Origin of the sequence: Phaeobacter sp. NW0010-22 (assembly GCF_040365955.1) — a bacterium.
In the GTDB taxonomy this organism is placed as follows: Bacteria; Pseudomonadota; Alphaproteobacteria; order Rhodobacterales; family Rhodobacteraceae; genus OMPR01.
Genome location: NZ_BAABWT010000001.1, coordinates 677,079 through 690,840, shown reverse-complemented (window position 1 = coordinate 690,840; position 13,762 = coordinate 677,079). Strand labels below are relative to the sequence as shown.

General features: G+C 55.2%; 18 protein-coding genes and 1 tRNA gene. 9 read left to right on the top strand and 10 right to left on the bottom strand.

Features of this window, described 5'->3' with window-relative positions:
- Positions 1–179 precede the first annotated feature (179 nt).
- The 3 genes from ABWV33_RS03195 to ABWV33_RS03185 are packed head-to-tail and all read left to right on the top strand — an operon-like array spanning position 180 to position 2,986.
- The gene (locus ABWV33_RS03195) at positions 180–1,895 is read left to right on the top strand and encodes a pilus assembly protein TadG-related protein (RefSeq protein ID WP_121996790.1); all 1,716 of its coding nucleotides are present in this window, start codon (positions 180–182) and stop codon (positions 1,893–1,895) included.
- Positions 1,892–2,428 carry a TadE/TadG family type IV pilus assembly protein gene (locus ABWV33_RS03190; protein ID WP_121996789.1) on the top strand — a complete coding sequence of 179 codons (537 nt, stop codon included), beginning with the start codon at positions 1,892–1,894 and terminating at the stop codon, positions 2,426–2,428. The genes ABWV33_RS03195 and ABWV33_RS03190 overlap by 4 nt, the downstream gene beginning before the upstream one ends.
- A 3-nt stretch (positions 2,429–2,431) precedes the next feature.
- Complete coding sequence (locus ABWV33_RS03185) at positions 2,432–2,986, top strand: TadE/TadG family type IV pilus assembly protein (RefSeq protein WP_353329084.1); 555 nt, start codon at positions 2,432–2,434, stop codon at positions 2,984–2,986.
- Here ABWV33_RS03185 and ABWV33_RS03180 read toward each other — a convergent pair.
- Complete coding sequence (locus tag ABWV33_RS03180) at positions 2,983–3,402, bottom strand: hypothetical protein (RefSeq protein WP_353329234.1); 420 nt, start codon at positions 3,400–3,402, stop codon at positions 2,983–2,985. The genes ABWV33_RS03185 and ABWV33_RS03180 overlap by 4 nt on opposite strands.
- 252 nt (positions 3,403–3,654) lie before the next feature.
- Between ABWV33_RS03180 and ABWV33_RS03175 the strand changes: the two genes are divergently transcribed.
- Both ABWV33_RS03175 and ABWV33_RS03170 read left to right on the top strand, forming a co-directional pair.
- Positions 3,655–4,566, top strand: a complete 912-nt coding sequence (locus ABWV33_RS03175) for a pirin family protein (RefSeq protein ID WP_113825814.1) — start codon at positions 3,655–3,657, stop codon at positions 4,564–4,566.
- Between the two features lie 112 nt (positions 4,567–4,678).
- Entirely contained in the window at positions 4,679–5,455 is a 777-nt protein-coding gene (locus ABWV33_RS03170; protein ID WP_353329083.1) for a Stf0 family sulfotransferase, read from the top strand.
- Between the two features lie 4 nt (positions 5,456–5,459).
- On the opposite strand, the gene ABWV33_RS03165 is transcribed toward ABWV33_RS03170, so the two are convergent.
- The 4 genes from ABWV33_RS03165 to ABWV33_RS03150 form a co-directional block, all read right to left on the bottom strand.
- A complete protein-coding gene (locus ABWV33_RS03165; protein ID WP_113825813.1) occupies positions 5,460–6,047 on the bottom strand; it encodes a TetR/AcrR family transcriptional regulator in 588 nt (195 codons plus the stop codon).
- A 77-nt stretch (positions 6,048–6,124) separates the two neighbouring features.
- Positions 6,125–7,366: a glycosyltransferase family 4 protein gene (locus tag ABWV33_RS03160; protein ID WP_353329082.1), complete on the bottom strand. Its 1,242-nt coding sequence runs from the start codon at positions 7,364–7,366 to the stop codon at positions 6,125–6,127.
- Positions 7,367–7,585: 219 nt separating this feature from the next.
- A tRNA-His gene (locus ABWV33_RS03155) sits at positions 7,586–7,662 on the bottom strand.
- A 44-nt stretch (positions 7,663–7,706) separates the two neighbouring features.
- On the bottom strand, positions 7,707–8,189 hold the full coding sequence (locus ABWV33_RS03150; RefSeq protein WP_353329081.1) for a GNAT family N-acetyltransferase: 483 nt from the start codon (positions 8,187–8,189) through the stop codon (positions 7,707–7,709).
- A 78-nt stretch (positions 8,190–8,267) separates the two neighbouring features.
- On the opposite strand from ABWV33_RS03150, the gene ABWV33_RS03145 reads away from it, so the two are divergent.
- Positions 8,268–8,456 carry a DUF6324 family protein gene (locus ABWV33_RS03145; protein ID WP_113825810.1) on the top strand — a complete coding sequence of 63 codons (189 nt, stop codon included), beginning with the start codon at positions 8,268–8,270 and terminating at the stop codon, positions 8,454–8,456.
- Here ABWV33_RS03145 and ABWV33_RS03140 read toward each other — a convergent pair.
- Positions 8,453–8,884 (bottom strand): MmcB family DNA repair protein, encoded by a 432-nt coding sequence (locus ABWV33_RS03140; protein WP_113825868.1) that lies wholly within the window; start codon positions 8,882–8,884, stop codon positions 8,453–8,455. The genes ABWV33_RS03145 and ABWV33_RS03140 overlap by 4 nt on opposite strands.
- A 119-nt stretch (positions 8,885–9,003) precedes the next feature.
- On the opposite strand from ABWV33_RS03140, the gene ABWV33_RS03135 reads away from it, so the two are divergent.
- Positions 9,004–9,336 (top strand): ArsR/SmtB family transcription factor, encoded by a 333-nt coding sequence (locus ABWV33_RS03135; protein ID WP_353329080.1) that lies wholly within the window; start codon positions 9,004–9,006, stop codon positions 9,334–9,336.
- Positions 9,333–9,758, top strand: coding sequence for an SRPBCC family protein (locus ABWV33_RS03130; protein ID WP_113825808.1), 426 nt, complete (start codon positions 9,333–9,335; stop codon positions 9,756–9,758). The genes ABWV33_RS03135 and ABWV33_RS03130 overlap by 4 nt, the downstream gene beginning before the upstream one ends.
- Before the next feature lie 248 nt (positions 9,759–10,006).
- On the opposite strand, the gene ABWV33_RS03125 is transcribed toward ABWV33_RS03130, so the two are convergent.
- Entirely contained in the window at positions 10,007–10,315 is a 309-nt protein-coding gene (locus tag ABWV33_RS03125; RefSeq protein WP_353329079.1) for a hypothetical protein, read from the bottom strand.
- Positions 10,316–10,416: 101 nt separating this feature from the next.
- On the opposite strand from ABWV33_RS03125, the gene ABWV33_RS03120 reads away from it, so the two are divergent.
- On the top strand, positions 10,417–11,193 hold the full coding sequence (locus ABWV33_RS03120; RefSeq protein ID WP_113825806.1) for a helix-turn-helix transcriptional regulator: 777 nt from the start codon (positions 10,417–10,419) through the stop codon (positions 11,191–11,193).
- Positions 11,194–11,558: 365 nt separating this feature from the next.
- Here the strand turns inward: ABWV33_RS03120 and nusB are convergent, their stop codons facing one another.
- Genes nusB through ribB form a run of 3 tightly spaced genes read right to left on the bottom strand, consistent with a single transcriptional unit; the run spans position 11,559 to position 13,728 of the window.
- The gene (gene nusB, locus ABWV33_RS03115; RefSeq protein ID WP_113825805.1) at positions 11,559–12,041 is read right to left on the bottom strand and encodes a transcription antitermination factor NusB; all 483 of its coding nucleotides are present in this window, start codon (positions 12,039–12,041) and stop codon (positions 11,559–11,561) included.
- Positions 12,038–12,589, bottom strand: coding sequence for a 6,7-dimethyl-8-ribityllumazine synthase (locus ABWV33_RS03110; RefSeq protein WP_215193555.1), 552 nt, complete (start codon positions 12,587–12,589; stop codon positions 12,038–12,040). Before ABWV33_RS03110 ends, nusB begins: the two co-directional genes overlap by 4 nt.
- A gap of 5 nt (positions 12,590–12,594) precedes the next feature.
- Positions 12,595–13,728 carry a 3,4-dihydroxy-2-butanone-4-phosphate synthase gene (gene ribB, locus ABWV33_RS03105; protein ID WP_113825803.1) on the bottom strand — a complete coding sequence of 378 codons (1,134 nt, stop codon included), beginning with the start codon at positions 13,726–13,728 and terminating at the stop codon, positions 12,595–12,597.
- Positions 13,729–13,762: the final 34 nt, after the last annotated feature.

Genomic DNA, 13,762 nt, shown 5'->3' with positions numbered 1-13,762 from the left:
CCATTGTTCCCGGGCAGGAAACAGCCGTCGTGAAACATCTGCTAATGTGTACGAACTACAGGTAAATTCCTAGAATTGGCGCGGTTTCTGCCCCATTCTTGCCACCTTCCCCATGCAATTTTACAGAACAGAACTGTGTCCTGCGAACTGGATTCCAGTGTCGAGGAAAGAGGTAAAAAATGAGCCAATGTTCCAAATTCACCCGCGAAGGCCCCCGGTCTCCGCATTCTTGGGCCACCACACGCCTGTTGCGTTTTCGCGACACCGAAGATGGTGTTTTGACCATTTTTGCCCTGTTTTCGTTTCTTCTGATCCTCATGGTCGCGGGAATCGGGATTGATCTGATGCGCTTTGAACGCGATCGCACGCGTCTTCAGTATACGCTGGATCGTGCTGTTCTTGCTGCGGCTGACCTTGATCAAACCCTCGATCCCAAAGCCGTGGTACGCGACTATTTTGAAAAAGCTGAGCTGGTTGATTTTCTCGAAGATCCAGTGATCACACCCGGCATCGGCTATCGGATCGTTTCGGCCAAAGCCAACGCGACTTTCCCAACCCAGTTCATGCACATGTCGGGCATTGATACCCTAACGGCCCCTGCCTCGGCTAGCGCCGAAGAAAGCGTGGGCGGAGTTGAAATTTCTCTGGTCCTTGATGTGTCTGGTTCGATGAATTCTTACTCACGCCTGAGCAAGCTCAAGGTCGCGGCCAAAGAATTTGTACAGCAAATGGACGACAACACAGTTGACGGCAAACTGTCGATCTCGATCGTACCGTATTCATCACAAGTTTCTGTGCCCGACTACCTGATGAAGCACATGACAACGACCGGTGAAAACCGTCACGCGAACTGCATCAATTTCAGCGAGGCGGATTTCAACACCGTCAACCTGGACCCCGACGTCAGCCGTCCTCGCACTTTGAACGGTTCGATCTGGAGCCACCAGAACTACGACAATCGCTCTTCAAATCAGCCGATCACCAGCTGGGTTGATTGCCGTAATCGCCCAGAACGCGACATCCTTGTGATGCAAAGCGATACTGAAAAAATGAAGACCTACATCGGCAACCTGACAGCCAGCGGCAACACTTCTATCGACATCGGTATGAAATGGGGTGCTGGATTGGTCGACAATTCAACCAATAAGCTCATCAAGCGTCTGATCACCGACGAAAACGTCGCCGACACCTTCAAAGACCGCCCCTACACACGGGATTCAGGCGAAACGCTCAAGGTGATCGTTTTGATGACAGACGGCCAGAACACCAGTCAGGGTGAAATTTTGCCACCCTATCGTGAGGGTAATTCACCTGTTTGGTGGAACAGCAATGCACAGGTCTATTCAACATATGACTCAGTCCGGGACGAGTATTTCTGGCACAACAACAAAAGCTGGAACGATCACCCCTATGGCAATGGGCAATACACCGTGACCGAGACCACGGGCCAATGGATCTGTCGCGATAGACGCTACTATGGCTGTTATGACTGGGATTGGGTGGAAACCACCACTACCAATACCTATGACGAACCTGGCACAGCCGTAAACTTATCCTTCCCTGAGCTGTGGGACTACACCACCGTCCAGTGGCACAAAAACCTGCAAGCCCAACGTATCGGCTCCTACAATGCACAGGACCTGTGGTTCAATAAAGTCGGCAAAGGCTACGGCGGCACTGAAAAAGACACCCGCTCGCTAGCGATCTGCGGCGCTGCCAAAGATGCCGGCAACATCGTCTACACCATCGGTTTCGAAGCTCCTACCGCAGGCCTGAACATTCTTAAGAAATGTGCCAGCTCTGATAGCCACTTCTATGACGTTGAAGGTCTCGAAATCGAAGATGCATTCACATCGATTGCTTCTTCCATCCGCAAACTGAGGTTGACCCAATGAAGCGCCACCTTAAGAATTACCTAAGAAAGCTGCGCTACTCGGAAGCGGGCAATGCAACCATTGAATTCGTCATCGTGTTCCCGCTCATGGTCGGTCTGCTCTTGTCCGGTTTTGAATTGGGCTTTGTGTCCCTTCATCAGGGCATGTTAGAGCGCGCGGTAGATATCACTGTCCGTGACATCAAGCTTGGAACCGGTGCGCAATTGCAGCATGACGCCATCAAGCAAACGATCTGTGAACGCGCCCAATTCATCAAGAACTGCGATGAAAACATGCGCCTTGAAATGATCCAGCAGAACCCGCGTGTTGGGATCTCTATTCCAAGCACAGCGGATTGCACCGACAAATCCGAAGAAGTGAAGCCCGTGCGCAGTTTCGAAAATGGTCAAAGCAACGATCTGATGATCCTGCGTGCTTGCGTCAAGATTTCACCTGTCTTTCCAACGTCGACATTGGGTCGCAAGATCAGCGACAATGCTGACAAACAATACGCCCTCGTCGCTATGAGCGCATTCGTGCAGGAGCCGCGTTAACTCATGAAACAGTCAAGATTTTCCCGCTACATCAAATCCTTTGCTCGGGATACGGACGGAGCAGTCGCTGTTGAATTCGTGATCCTGTTTCCGATGTTGGCCTGGGCCCTTATGGCAAGCTACACCTTCTTTGACGGCTACCGTCAAAGTGCGGCCAACCTCAAGGCAGCCTATACCATCAGCGACCTAATTTCGCGCGAGACTCAAGGGATCGACGAAACCTACATCGACTCGATGCAAACTCTATTCTCAGTGATGACGCGCAATCCCGCTGGGACAACAATGCGCATTTCAGTGATCAAATGGAATGGGCGGAAAAACAAGCATGTTGTAAAATGGTCTAAGGTACGCGGAGAATTCGGCGATCCGCTCAACAACACAACCGTGTTAGACATCAAAGACAAGCTGCCCAATATGCCAAACCAGGACAACGTCATTTTGGTTGAAACGAAAGATTTCTACGTGCCTCCCTTTAAGGTCGGTATCACACCAAAATCTCTCGACAACTTCGTGTTTACCCGTCCCCGCTTTACCGATCAGGTAGCTTGGGCCAGTTAATCGCGATGCGCCATCAATGCTGATAGGGTCTCGGACATGAATTTTGTCTGAGACCCCGGCGCGACACCACCAATCCCAATTCGACGTCCCATGCGCCACCACAACCCCGGTTGCCACGTCCGGCCACCCGCTGTTTTGGTGCGCAACAAAAAGCCATTGGATGGCTTAAAGGCAAACACCCCCCGATCCATCGCCTCGATGTCTTCGACCAAAGCCAACCGTACGCCTGCGCTTGAGCGCAACTCAGTCATAGTCAGTTCCAAACGATGGGTTGTGGCCTGATGCATGCGATGCGCGGCCCACAGCGCCGCAACACCAATAATCACCAAAAACACCTGCCACTGCAATTCTGGTGGCGTGGCAAAGGCCACATACAGCACCAGCGCACCAAGCATCCCCAACACGCCAATCCCCATCCAACGACGCGTGGGTGAGGCCTCGACCACGGCCAAAATCTCTTCTTCTGCGCGATTATCTTGTGACACGGGCGTGCTCTCCAGGTTTGTGGCAGCCTGCGCTTATCCTGAAATCGCCCGAGGGGACACCGCTTTTCTGTTCAACCGACCCGCCCTTACGCAAAATCGCACATCAGCCGTGTCTTTGCGCAAGTTGTTAATACAGACGCACAGATTAACTTGGTCAGATCTTCAGGCAACAGGAGACACCTCATGTCCCTTCGACCCATTCTTGAAACTCGCCCGGCCACACCAACCCTCGAAGGTGCAGGCGTCAAACTGCACCGCGCCTTTGGGTTTCATGACCCAAGCGAGCTGGACCCGTTTCTGCTGTTCGATGATTTTCGCAACGAACACCCCGCGGATTTTGCCAAAGGATTCCCATGGCATCCCCATCGCGGCATCGAAACCATCACCTATGTATTGTCTGGTACAGTCGATCACACAGACTCGCTCGGTAACGAGGGGTCACTGGGCGCGGGTGATGTTCAATGGATGACGGCCGGATCCGGCATCCTGCATCAGGAAATGCCACAGGGAAACGCAAACGGGCAAATGCACGGGTTTCAGCTCTGGGGTAACCTGCCGGCTGATCAGAAAATGACCGCACCCCACTACCAAGATATGCCCAGCACTGAAATTCCGGTCATAACCGACGACGATGGCACCCGTGTCAAAGTCATCACCGGGTCCTTTTGGGGCAAAACCGGCCCGATCAGTGGCATCGCCGCAGACCCACAATATCTGGACATCCAAATTCCGGCCGGGGTGAAACGTACCTTTCCCGTCGATACCTATCGCCGCGCCTTTGCCTATGTCTTTGAAGGTCAGGCGGCCTTTGCGGATGCCTCGGCCCCCTCGGGCGTGCTGCTCGAAAAAGAGGTCGCCGGTCAGGATGTGAACATTCGCGACATGTCCGGGGATCGCACGTTGGTCCGGTTTGGCACCGGGGATGAAATCACCGTGCAAGCAGGCCCGCAAGGCGTCCGGTTTTTGCTGATCTCTGGCGCACCCATCAATGAACCGGTCGCGTGGCATGGCCCCATCGTGATGAACACCAAAGAAGAGATCCGCCAAGCCATGCGTGATCTGCGCAACGACACCTTCATCAAGGCCGCGCACTAAACGCCTTTCGCCTGCCATTTCTGAGTTCAGGCATTCCAAACCAACGCAAGATCCAGATACACTCACAGAACAAGCGGTCCGGCGATCATGCCGGGCCGCGCCACTGGATTTCGTGAAAGGCACCGGCATCCCCCGCTACCAATCCTATATCATTTGCACCAGCCCCCGAAGCGGCAGCACCCTGTTGTGCAAACTGCTAGAGGCCACCGGACAATCCGGTCACCCGGGCTCTCATTTTCACCAACCCTCAATCGCGGCTTGGCTGGACGACTACGGCCTGTCAGATCGCCATTTTGCAGATCCAGTCTCGCGCCTGTCCGCGATATTTGAGGCAGCGCGCCAAACTGGCACCGGCACCACCGGAATGTTCGGCTTACGCCTGCAACGCCACAGCTTTGATTTTTTTATGCAAAACTTGGCCGTTCTGCACCCGGACCAAACACACGACGCAGACCGCATTCACACCGCCTTTGGGCGCACGCTCTTCATCCACCTGACCCGAGACAATAAACTGGATCAAGCGATCTCGCGTGTCATCGCCGAACAATCTGGCCTCTGGCATAAGGCGGCGGATGGCTCTGAACTGGAACGGCTGTCCGCCCCGCAAACCCCGACTTACGACGCCGCGCACATTTCTGAACACATCACCACACTGACCGCCTATGACGCCCAATGGCAGAGGTGGTTTGATCAACAGCGCCTGTCCCCAGTGCGCGTTTCTTACGACGACCTGTCCCACGCCCCGGCGCAACAACTGGCCCGCATTTTGGATGCACTGGATCTGGACCCAGCCCTAGCCACAGACATCACTGCCCCAACCGCTAAACTCTCTGATCAAACAAACCAAGCTTGGGCGCAGCGATACCAGGCAGAGTCTTCAATGCCCTAACCAGTCAGGCTGCCACGGCCTTGCGCACCATGTTCCAATAGATCGTTTCAACTTCGTCCAAAGACAAACGCCCACCGCTGCTGAACCAGGTGTTCACCCCGGTCAACATGGCAATCACCGCCATCGCCGGGATCTTGGTGTCAGACACCGCAAATGCCCCCTCAGAAATGCCGCGCTGCACAATCGCTTCCAACTCATCCTCGTATTGACGGCGCAACGCCTCGATCGTGGCAAAATTGTCCGGGCTCAGATTGCGCAACTCCATATAGGCGATAAACACTTCTTCTGGCCGTTCCGAGTGGAACCGGATGTGAAACCGCGTGAAATCTTCCAACGCCTCCACAGCAGTCGCAAAATCGCCCCGCGCGGCGCGCGCGCTCAGCAGTTCGTCCATATGGGTCCGCATCAGACGAAACAGCAGGCTTTGCTTATCCGGGGTATAATTATACAACGCACCCGCCTGCACGCCCACCTCTTTGGCAATCTGGCGCATCGACACAGCTGCATAGCCATGACGCGCAAACAATTGCAAAGCAGCCGCACGAATACGCGGGCCTGTGATATCGGAATGTGAACCTTGGGTACGTGCCATAAAAGCAGGATATCTGAACATACGTTCAAATAAAACCCTTCCAAACGATCAATTCAAACTCTGCCCTCGACAGACACTTACACCGTTAGGGCCTTGTACATCATCGACCCCCAAGACTGCGACCTGTCAAGAAACCGTTCTGTCAACGCGGGCAATGCACCCGTCATCTCCCGATACCGGTCTCTGTCCAAAACCAAAGACCGCAAGCATTCGGTCAAAGCCTCCACATCGCGCGCTGGAAATTCAACGCTGCCCTCCGGGAACAGATCCCGCGCAGGTACGATAGAACTCGTGACGGATGGCACATTATGGATCGCGGCCTCAATCACCACCAACGCCAATCCCTCAAAGTCCTGCGTTGGGCAAATCAACAGATCCGATTGCGCCAACAACGCATGCACCTGTTCTGCCCCCAACAATCCATGCAGCGTGATACGGTCCTTGAAGGGGGAAGCGGCTACCATCCGCTCCAGATCAGCCGAAGCTGACCCAACACCCGCAATACTGAGGGTCATATCAGGGGCGTCTTCTGCCAGCCTGTCAAAAGCTGAGACAAGATCAAACACCCCTTTTTCAGGCTCGACCCGGCCTAAAAACACAAGCCTCCGGGCCTCTCTGTCCTGTGCTCTGGGCGTATCCGGTGCAAACTGGCTCAATATCTGTGGCATCTCAACAAAACATGTCTCTCGTCGGACGCCCAAAACCTCTAACTGCTGCGCGCATTCGTGAGAGGTACACACGGCCGCATCCACCCGACGAAACGCCTGACGTTTGCGCGCCAACTGTCTCTGCCCCCGGAAATCCGTTGGCTGCTGCCCCATCGGCCAAAAGGCATTGTGAACCGTAAGGATCACCCGCGCACTGTCCGGGAGAGTGCGGACCAAAGCATTCGGCACATCACCTCCGATGATGATCACATGCGGGTTCAGCTGCTTAACCCGGACCCTGCCCGTCCGGCAAAAGTTATATTCATCAATCCGATACCCAATCCGCCCACCGCCATGTTTGCGTGGCGTGTAGATAAACTCAAAATCATCTGCTGGGGCGTCAGGGCCGATATCACTTTCGGTCAGGATCAGCCCCTTAGCGCGTAGCTTGCGTGAGAGGGTGTAGAACATGCTGGAATAGGCGATTACGGGTGTTCTGGGGTCCTGATGCCCCTCGGCCCAGCGGTTGAAGGTTCCAACCACATCCCCCGGCCCGCCAAAGAACAGAATCCGCAGCTCGCTGTCGGCCTCTAGCCCACACATGCGGCGGACCTGTTCCGGGGCATCATCAGGCAAGGATACACAGTGTTCAACACGATCTATGTTCTGCATCACTCACACTCCCCCGTTCACCAGAGACCAGTTTAGGCGATTCCGCACAACTTGCATAAAAATTCGAACAAAAACCGGGTGTTCTCGAATAATCCGGGATTTCAAATCAACAATAGCACGTCAGACACGCCATTTGTGCAAAGCCGGGTGCACACGCACCAACGCAGACATCCACACGCCAGAGCGCGTCTAAATTTCAAAGCTAAAAGAGGAAGGAAGTGGTACCACCACCCCGGCTCGAACGGGGGACCTCCTGATCCACAATCAGGCGCTCTAACCTACTGAGCTATGGCGGCACTGAGGGGCGATTTAGAGAAGTCTCCGAGGGTTTGCAAGGGGGTTAAAGATCAATTCGCCAAGTTTGTTCAATCAAATCCACCCCAAAGGAATGAACCGATGCGCTGTCGACCATCTCCCACCCATTCGCCGCATATAAGGCACATGCGGCCCGGTGACTTTCGTGCGTCCATAGTACCATTTCACTATATCCGACCTCACGCGCAAAATCCATGCAAGTGCTCAACAACCGATGTCCCAGCCCCTGCCCGCGCGCCTGTGGTGTCAGCAAGAACAGCCGCAACTTGGCCGTATAAGCGCCAATACTGACACAGAAAATGCACCCGACCCGTTGCCCATCAACGGTTGCGATCCATCCCCGTTCCCGTGCTGGATTATGGCCATCTACGAAATCTTTCAGGATTTGCGTCACCAAGTCCCCAAAGCTGTCGTCGAATCCTTCTTCCTGCGCATAATGCTGCCCATGCTGCGCAATCACCCATGCGGCATCTGATGGTTCGAATCTACGTATGTTTACCGTACTCATACCCTATCAAACCCCGAACCCTGCTTGATTTACAACCCACTTGGCGATAGCAGAAACCCGCATCCAGCGGAGACAGACATGGGTATCAACACCGAAAGCGAAATCGAAGCCAACCTGCAGATCGGTCCAACCGACGAAGGCATGGTTCGAATCTTTATCGAATCGCAAGGCATCGAGGTCCCAATGGATTTCGATCCAGAAGAAGCCGAAGAAATTGCCGAAGAGATCCGCGCCGCTGCACAGGCCGCGCGCAGCGTGACCGGCTAAATCCTTGGATCGCGCAGCGCCAACAGGCGCCGCGCGGCATCCGTTGCGAATTTCTGGATCATCTTTTTGCGCCGCGCCGGAGCCAGCTTTGCCTCGGGCCCCATGCGAATGATCTCTGCGCCATAGGAATCGGCAATGATCAGCCCGGTTTCATCTGGCAGCAGCTCGGTTGGAAACTCCAGATCAACCGCCCAGAAATAGCGATCGCACCACTCCAGATAGCCCTGCCACTTGCTGTCCGATTGAAAATCTGCGCGACTGGACTTGCACTCGATCACCCAGATTTCGCCCTTGGGGCCCAGCCCGATCACATCCACGCGCAACCCGCGTGCTGGCACGAATTCCTCAACAGAAACAAAACCATGGCTGGTCAAATGACGGGCAACGCCGCGCGCAAGTCTCTGTCCGGGCTGAAGATCTGGCATCATCCCCCAAACGTGAACAAACCATAAACAAAAAGCAAGTCCGAAAATCACCCTTGACGTAATACCATTTAGTATCGCATCGTAATAATACCAAATGGTATCCCAAAAACAGGAGGACCCAAATGAACGACATGACCCAACAGGCCTTTCGGGCCCTCTCTGACCCGACCCGGCGCGATATTGTGCGCCTGCTGTCCCACGATGACATGACAATTGCGCAGTTGACCAACCAGTTCGACATGACCCGTGCCGCCGTCAAAAAGCACCTGACCGTCCTGTCAGACGGCGGTTTGATCACCGTTGAACCTCGGGGCCGCGAACGGGTGAACCGCCTGAACCCCATAGGCATGGCCCCGGTGCTGGACTGGTTCCAATACTTTGATCGGTTCTGGGGTGATCGCCTCGCCAGCCTGAAAACCGCCATCGAAACCCAAACAGCAAAGGACATCTCATGACTGATAAGATCTTGCACAAGTCCATTTACCTGAACGCCACCCCGTCACAGGTCTGGGCCTATCTGACGGACCCCGAACTGCTGGCCCAATGGTTTCACAAACCCAACGCCCCCCTAACCCAAGGCGCAGCACTCAAGATGCACGGCGCCGACAGCGGGGATCTGTTGATCTGGGGCGAGGTACGCACAGCCCGAGAACCCGAATTTCTGGAATATACGTTTACGATCAAACCCATGGGCGATGCGGTCAGCACCGTCAAATGGACCCTGACCCCGGTAACAGGCGGCACGCAACTGTCCCTAACCCACGAAGGTCTGCCCCAACACGCCGAAGCTTTCGGTCTGATCCTCGCGCTCGACAAAGGGTGGGAAGGTCACATGGACCAAATGCGCACAGCGCTGCATGACACCGTGGCCGCATAAGTCCCTGCGGCCCCTTGTATCGCCCCGCCGCGCGCCCTAGGTAGGGGCGTGGCGGGTTCTGCCCTTCTTGTGTCAGGTAGCATTCCAGTGGCCTTAAGCATTTCCAAGGGAGCTGGCTCTGTTCGGACCCTGGTCCGTTTAACTGGCGCCCACCTGTACATACAGGTCCCCGGGAATCAAAACCGCACGGTTGCTTGGTGGTCCCGTCACACTTTCTGCCCCGCATCTGGCCGGGCATATACTCAAAATTAACGTTTGGTCTTTGATTTCAATGCAACGGCAGGCACGGCCTGCAATGTTGGTGTGATCGGCGTCCCACGGCGTGGACCTTTGGGCGTTTCGGCCATATTCATCACGGCCCAGCCGAACTGAACCCCGGCGAACACGATCCCATTGGTGAACCACAACATTCCAACAGCGACCAACCCCATATCCGAACGACTGACCAACGACCAAAGGTTGGCAACGTTCAACCACAGCAGCAATCCCGTGAACAACGCAGACAGTGCGAACCCGATTAAAACATGGGTTACGTAGAGGCGGATCAATTTGGGCATACCATTCTCCTTTACACATTCAAAATTTAGACCATATCCTCAAAAAAGCACCTGCGTCCTAATCGCCCAGAGCGCCAAAAACGAAGAAAGCCAAATACCGAATGCAATCAGTTAGCTCGTTCGCCCTTAATCTTTTGGATGAATTGTCACGACGCTTTACTGATCGCGAACGATGGGAATTCGTTGTCACCAGCCTTTCAAAGTTCGGCTTCAACGCCCTCAATCTGGCAAGCTTCTCTCCCGAATCCGGTGTCATTCACTGGGCCCGTACCTCGATGTCCGAAGACTGGTTGAAAATCTATTCCGATGGCGGTTACGCCGAAGGGGACCCGATTCTGGCGCAAGTCACCAACGGTGTCGAAAGCGTCTACGTCAACGCCGAAAGCCGGGCCAAAGCCAGCAACCTAGAAATCGCATCCAAGCTCTTTTCCGGTTTGGGAACCGCAGGGTATCACCACCTGTTCAGTCTTGTTGTGCCTTGCCCCAATGACGAGGTGAAAATTGTCATACTCAGCTCCGACCGGCCAGATGCCGAGCAGATCATGACAGAGCAGGCGCGCGAAATGCGTATTCTCGCCACCGTCATTGCAACAAACCTCGGCTCTGAAACCGAAGGCGTGCCAAGTGGAATTCACGACCTGGGACCGCTCGTGGCCAGCGCACCGCCTTTGTCACAACGCGAAAAGCAGGTTCTGCTTCTGTTGGGGGACGGGCTGCGCAACGACCAGATTGCTGCCAACCTCGACATCAAAGAAGTCACCGTTCGCGCGCATTTGAAAACCGCTCGGGAAAAGTTGAATGCCCCCACTCGCGAAGCCGCATTGGTGCGCGCCGTCCAGATGGGGCTCTTGCGCCCCGCTATGACACACCATTCCTGATCGCATAACCGAATCGACAAAACGCCGCTTTTTTCGGCCGTATTGGCAGAAATCGGCACGTTTTCGCTCTATTTGTCAGGTCAAACCAACCTATCGTTTTCGATAAGTAGCCATTTGAGACTCGCTCAGCTATCTTCGTTCCTGTCTTGAAACCTCTGTTGTGAGTGGTGGTCTTCAAGAAGTTTTGGAGTGTTTATTGCATACCTATCTAGCGCAGGTGCCCTTTATGGTCGCCTGCGCTAATTCTTTTTGAGGTTTTGGAAACCCACGCATTCCCCGCCTCGGGCTCTGCCCTGACGCATCAAAACATCGCCGTTGCAGATACAAACAGCACGGGCATTCAAGCTGGGGATACGGAATAAACGTTAAAACGCTTCGGGACGTGCCTCGCGCGCCATGTGATCCAGAACCGCATTGACGAAACTTGCTTCTTTGCCATCCGGGAAAAACGCCCGTGCAATATCCACAAACTCCACAATCACCACCTTGGGCGGCGTTTCGGTCTGTGTCATCTCGGCGCCAGCAGCACGGAACAATCCACGCAACGTGGGGTCGATCCGGGCAATCGGCCATTTCGCGACCAAGGCACGGTCAGTCATCTGGTCAATCAACGCCTGATGGTTCACCGCATTGCTGACCAGCGTGCGAAACAGGGCGCCGTCGCCCTCTTGCATCTCGTCGCCTTCATAGACGGCCCCAAACCGGTGGTCCAAAAACTCCACAATCACCTGCTCGGTGGTCTGGGAGGTCTGTTCCATCTGATAAAGCGCCTGCACAGCATACAGCCGAGCGGCGGATTTCATCTTGCGTTTCTGGTTGCCCGACAGGGGCGCGTCTGCGTTTGTCATGCGGTCGTGGATCCGTTGGTATCGCCAGCCATCAGGATGGACTCCGAAGGGGCCTTGAAACCGACACCCTTCTTCAAAGCGCCCCACTTACGGCTGAGTGCGATCAGATGCAAGGCCGCAGCGGCCGCTCCGCCACCTTTATTCTGATCTGCCGGGTCTGCACGCACTTCGGCCTGGGGTCGGTTTTCCACTGTCAGGATGCCATTGCCGATGCAAAGCCCCTGCAACCCCATCAATTGAATGGCACGGCTCGAATCATTGCATACCGTATCGTAATGCGTGGTTTCGCCGCGAATGACGCACCCAAGCGCCACATATCCATCAAAATTCGCCTGACGATCCGCCATTGAAATCGCCGTCGGGATTTCCAACGCACCGGGTACTTGGGCAATCTCATAAGAGCCACCCGCGGCTTCGATCTCAGCCACAGCGCCCGCAACCATATTGTCCGCGATATCTTTGTAATACGGCGACACAACGATCAAAATCTTGACGGGGCGGTCAAATTCCGCACGCGGCATGATGTAATGCTGCTCATGTCCGGCCATGTGACTTACTCCTCGTCCAACCGGCTGGTGCCGGTGATTTCCAACCCATAGGCGTCCAGTCCCACGACATTCGGGGCGGGCGAATTGGTCAACAGGGTCAACTGGCTCAGGCCCAGAGACGACAGGATCTGCGCGCCCAAACCATATTGGCGCAACACTTTGGTCGACACTTCCTGACCAACGCCCCCTTCGGTTTTCACCGCGTGATCCACATCGCGCAACAACACCACAACCCCGCGCCCCTGCTCGGCGATCCGGTTCATAGCATTGCTCAGCTTTTCAGACCGTTTCGCCCCACCAATCGCCAAGACATCGCGCATCGCGTTCAGCACGTGCATCCGCACCATCACCGGCTCTTCGCCCGAAATATCGCCCTTGATCATCACGATGTGCTCGTCGCCGTGTGTCTCGTCGCGATAAATCCGCATAGTCCAGTCGCCACCATGCTCGCTATTGACCACCTCTTCGCTGGTCACACGCACAAGGTTGTCATGACGACGACGGTACGAGATCAGGTCACTGATCGTACCGATCTTCAGCCCGTGCTTCTGGGCAAAGGCGACCAACTCGGGCAGACGCGACATGGTGCCGTCGTCATTCATAATCTCGCAAATCACGCCCGATGGGTTCAACCCCGCCAGACGGCTCACATCGACCGCAGCCTCGGTATGACCCGCACGGACCAACACACCGCCATCCCGCGCCCGCAGTGGGAACACGTGGCCCGGTGTCGCGATGTCATCGCCGGATTTACCCGCATCAATCGCCACGGCAACCGTCCGCGCCCGGTCATGCGCCGAAATCCCGGTGCTGACACCCTCACGCGCCTCGATCGAGATGGTGAATGCAGTCTCGTGACGGGACGAATTGTTGGTCGACATCAACTGCAAACCCAGCGCGTCAATGCGATCTTCGGTCAGGGTCAGACAGATCAGGCCGCGCCCGTGGGTCGCCATGAAATTCACCGCCTCAGGCGTCGCCATCTGCGCCGGAATCACCAGATCCCCTTCGTTTTCGCGATCTTCGTGGTCGATCAGAATGAACATCCGACCGTTGCGCGCCTCGTTGATGATTTCTTCGATGGGCGAAATCGCTTCGCTCCACGTGGTTTCAACGGGTCCGGGTGTTTCAAAGCTCATGGCAGCAGCCTTCTGTCGACAATGGATCTTGGGG

Bases quoted from the DNA above. Each gene is read 5' to 3' on its own strand.
- ABWV33_RS03195 (WP_121996790.1), top strand. From the start codon at position 180: ATGAGCCAATGTTCCAAATTCACCCGCGAAGGCCCCCGGTCTCCGCAT.
- ABWV33_RS03160 (WP_353329082.1), bottom strand. From the start codon at position 7,366: ATGCAGAACATAGATCGTGTTGAACACTGTGTATCCTTGCCTGATGAT.
- ABWV33_RS03120 (WP_113825806.1), top strand. From the start codon at position 10,417: ATGCAATCAGTTAGCTCGTTCGCCCTTAATCTTTTGGATGAATTGTCA.
- ABWV33_RS03190 (WP_121996789.1), top strand. From the start codon at position 1,892: ATGAAGCGCCACCTTAAGAATTACCTAAGAAAGCTGCGCTACTCGGAA.
- ABWV33_RS03175 (WP_113825814.1), top strand. From the start codon at position 3,655: ATGTCCCTTCGACCCATTCTTGAAACTCGCCCGGCCACACCAACCCTC.
- ABWV33_RS03125 (WP_353329079.1), bottom strand. From the start codon at position 10,315: ATGCCCAAATTGATCCGCCTCTACGTAACCCATGTTTTAATCGGGTTC.
- ribB (WP_113825803.1), bottom strand. From the start codon at position 13,728: ATGAGCTTTGAAACACCCGGACCCGTTGAAACCACGTGGAGCGAAGCG.
- nusB (WP_113825805.1), bottom strand. From the start codon at position 12,041: ATGACAAACGCAGACGCGCCCCTGTCGGGCAACCAGAAACGCAAGATG.
- ABWV33_RS03110 (WP_215193555.1), bottom strand. From the start codon at position 12,589: ATGGCCGGACATGAGCAGCATTACATCATGCCGCGTGCGGAATTTGAC.
- ABWV33_RS03145 (WP_113825810.1), top strand. From the start codon at position 8,268: ATGGGTATCAACACCGAAAGCGAAATCGAAGCCAACCTGCAGATCGGT.
- ABWV33_RS03165 (WP_113825813.1), bottom strand. From the start codon at position 6,047: ATGGCACGTACCCAAGGTTCACATTCCGATATCACAGGCCCGCGTATT.
- ABWV33_RS03180 (WP_353329234.1), bottom strand. From the start codon at position 3,402: ATGGGGATTGGCGTGTTGGGGATGCTTGGTGCGCTGGTGCTGTATGTG.
- ABWV33_RS03130 (WP_113825808.1), top strand. From the start codon at position 9,333: ATGACTGATAAGATCTTGCACAAGTCCATTTACCTGAACGCCACCCCG.
- ABWV33_RS03135 (WP_353329080.1), top strand. From the start codon at position 9,004: ATGAACGACATGACCCAACAGGCCTTTCGGGCCCTCTCTGACCCGACC.
- ABWV33_RS03140 (WP_113825868.1), bottom strand. From the start codon at position 8,884: ATGATGCCAGATCTTCAGCCCGGACAGAGACTTGCGCGCGGCGTTGCC.
- ABWV33_RS03185 (WP_353329084.1), top strand. From the start codon at position 2,432: ATGAAACAGTCAAGATTTTCCCGCTACATCAAATCCTTTGCTCGGGAT.
- ABWV33_RS03150 (WP_353329081.1), bottom strand. From the start codon at position 8,189: ATGAGTACGGTAAACATACGTAGATTCGAACCATCAGATGCCGCATGG.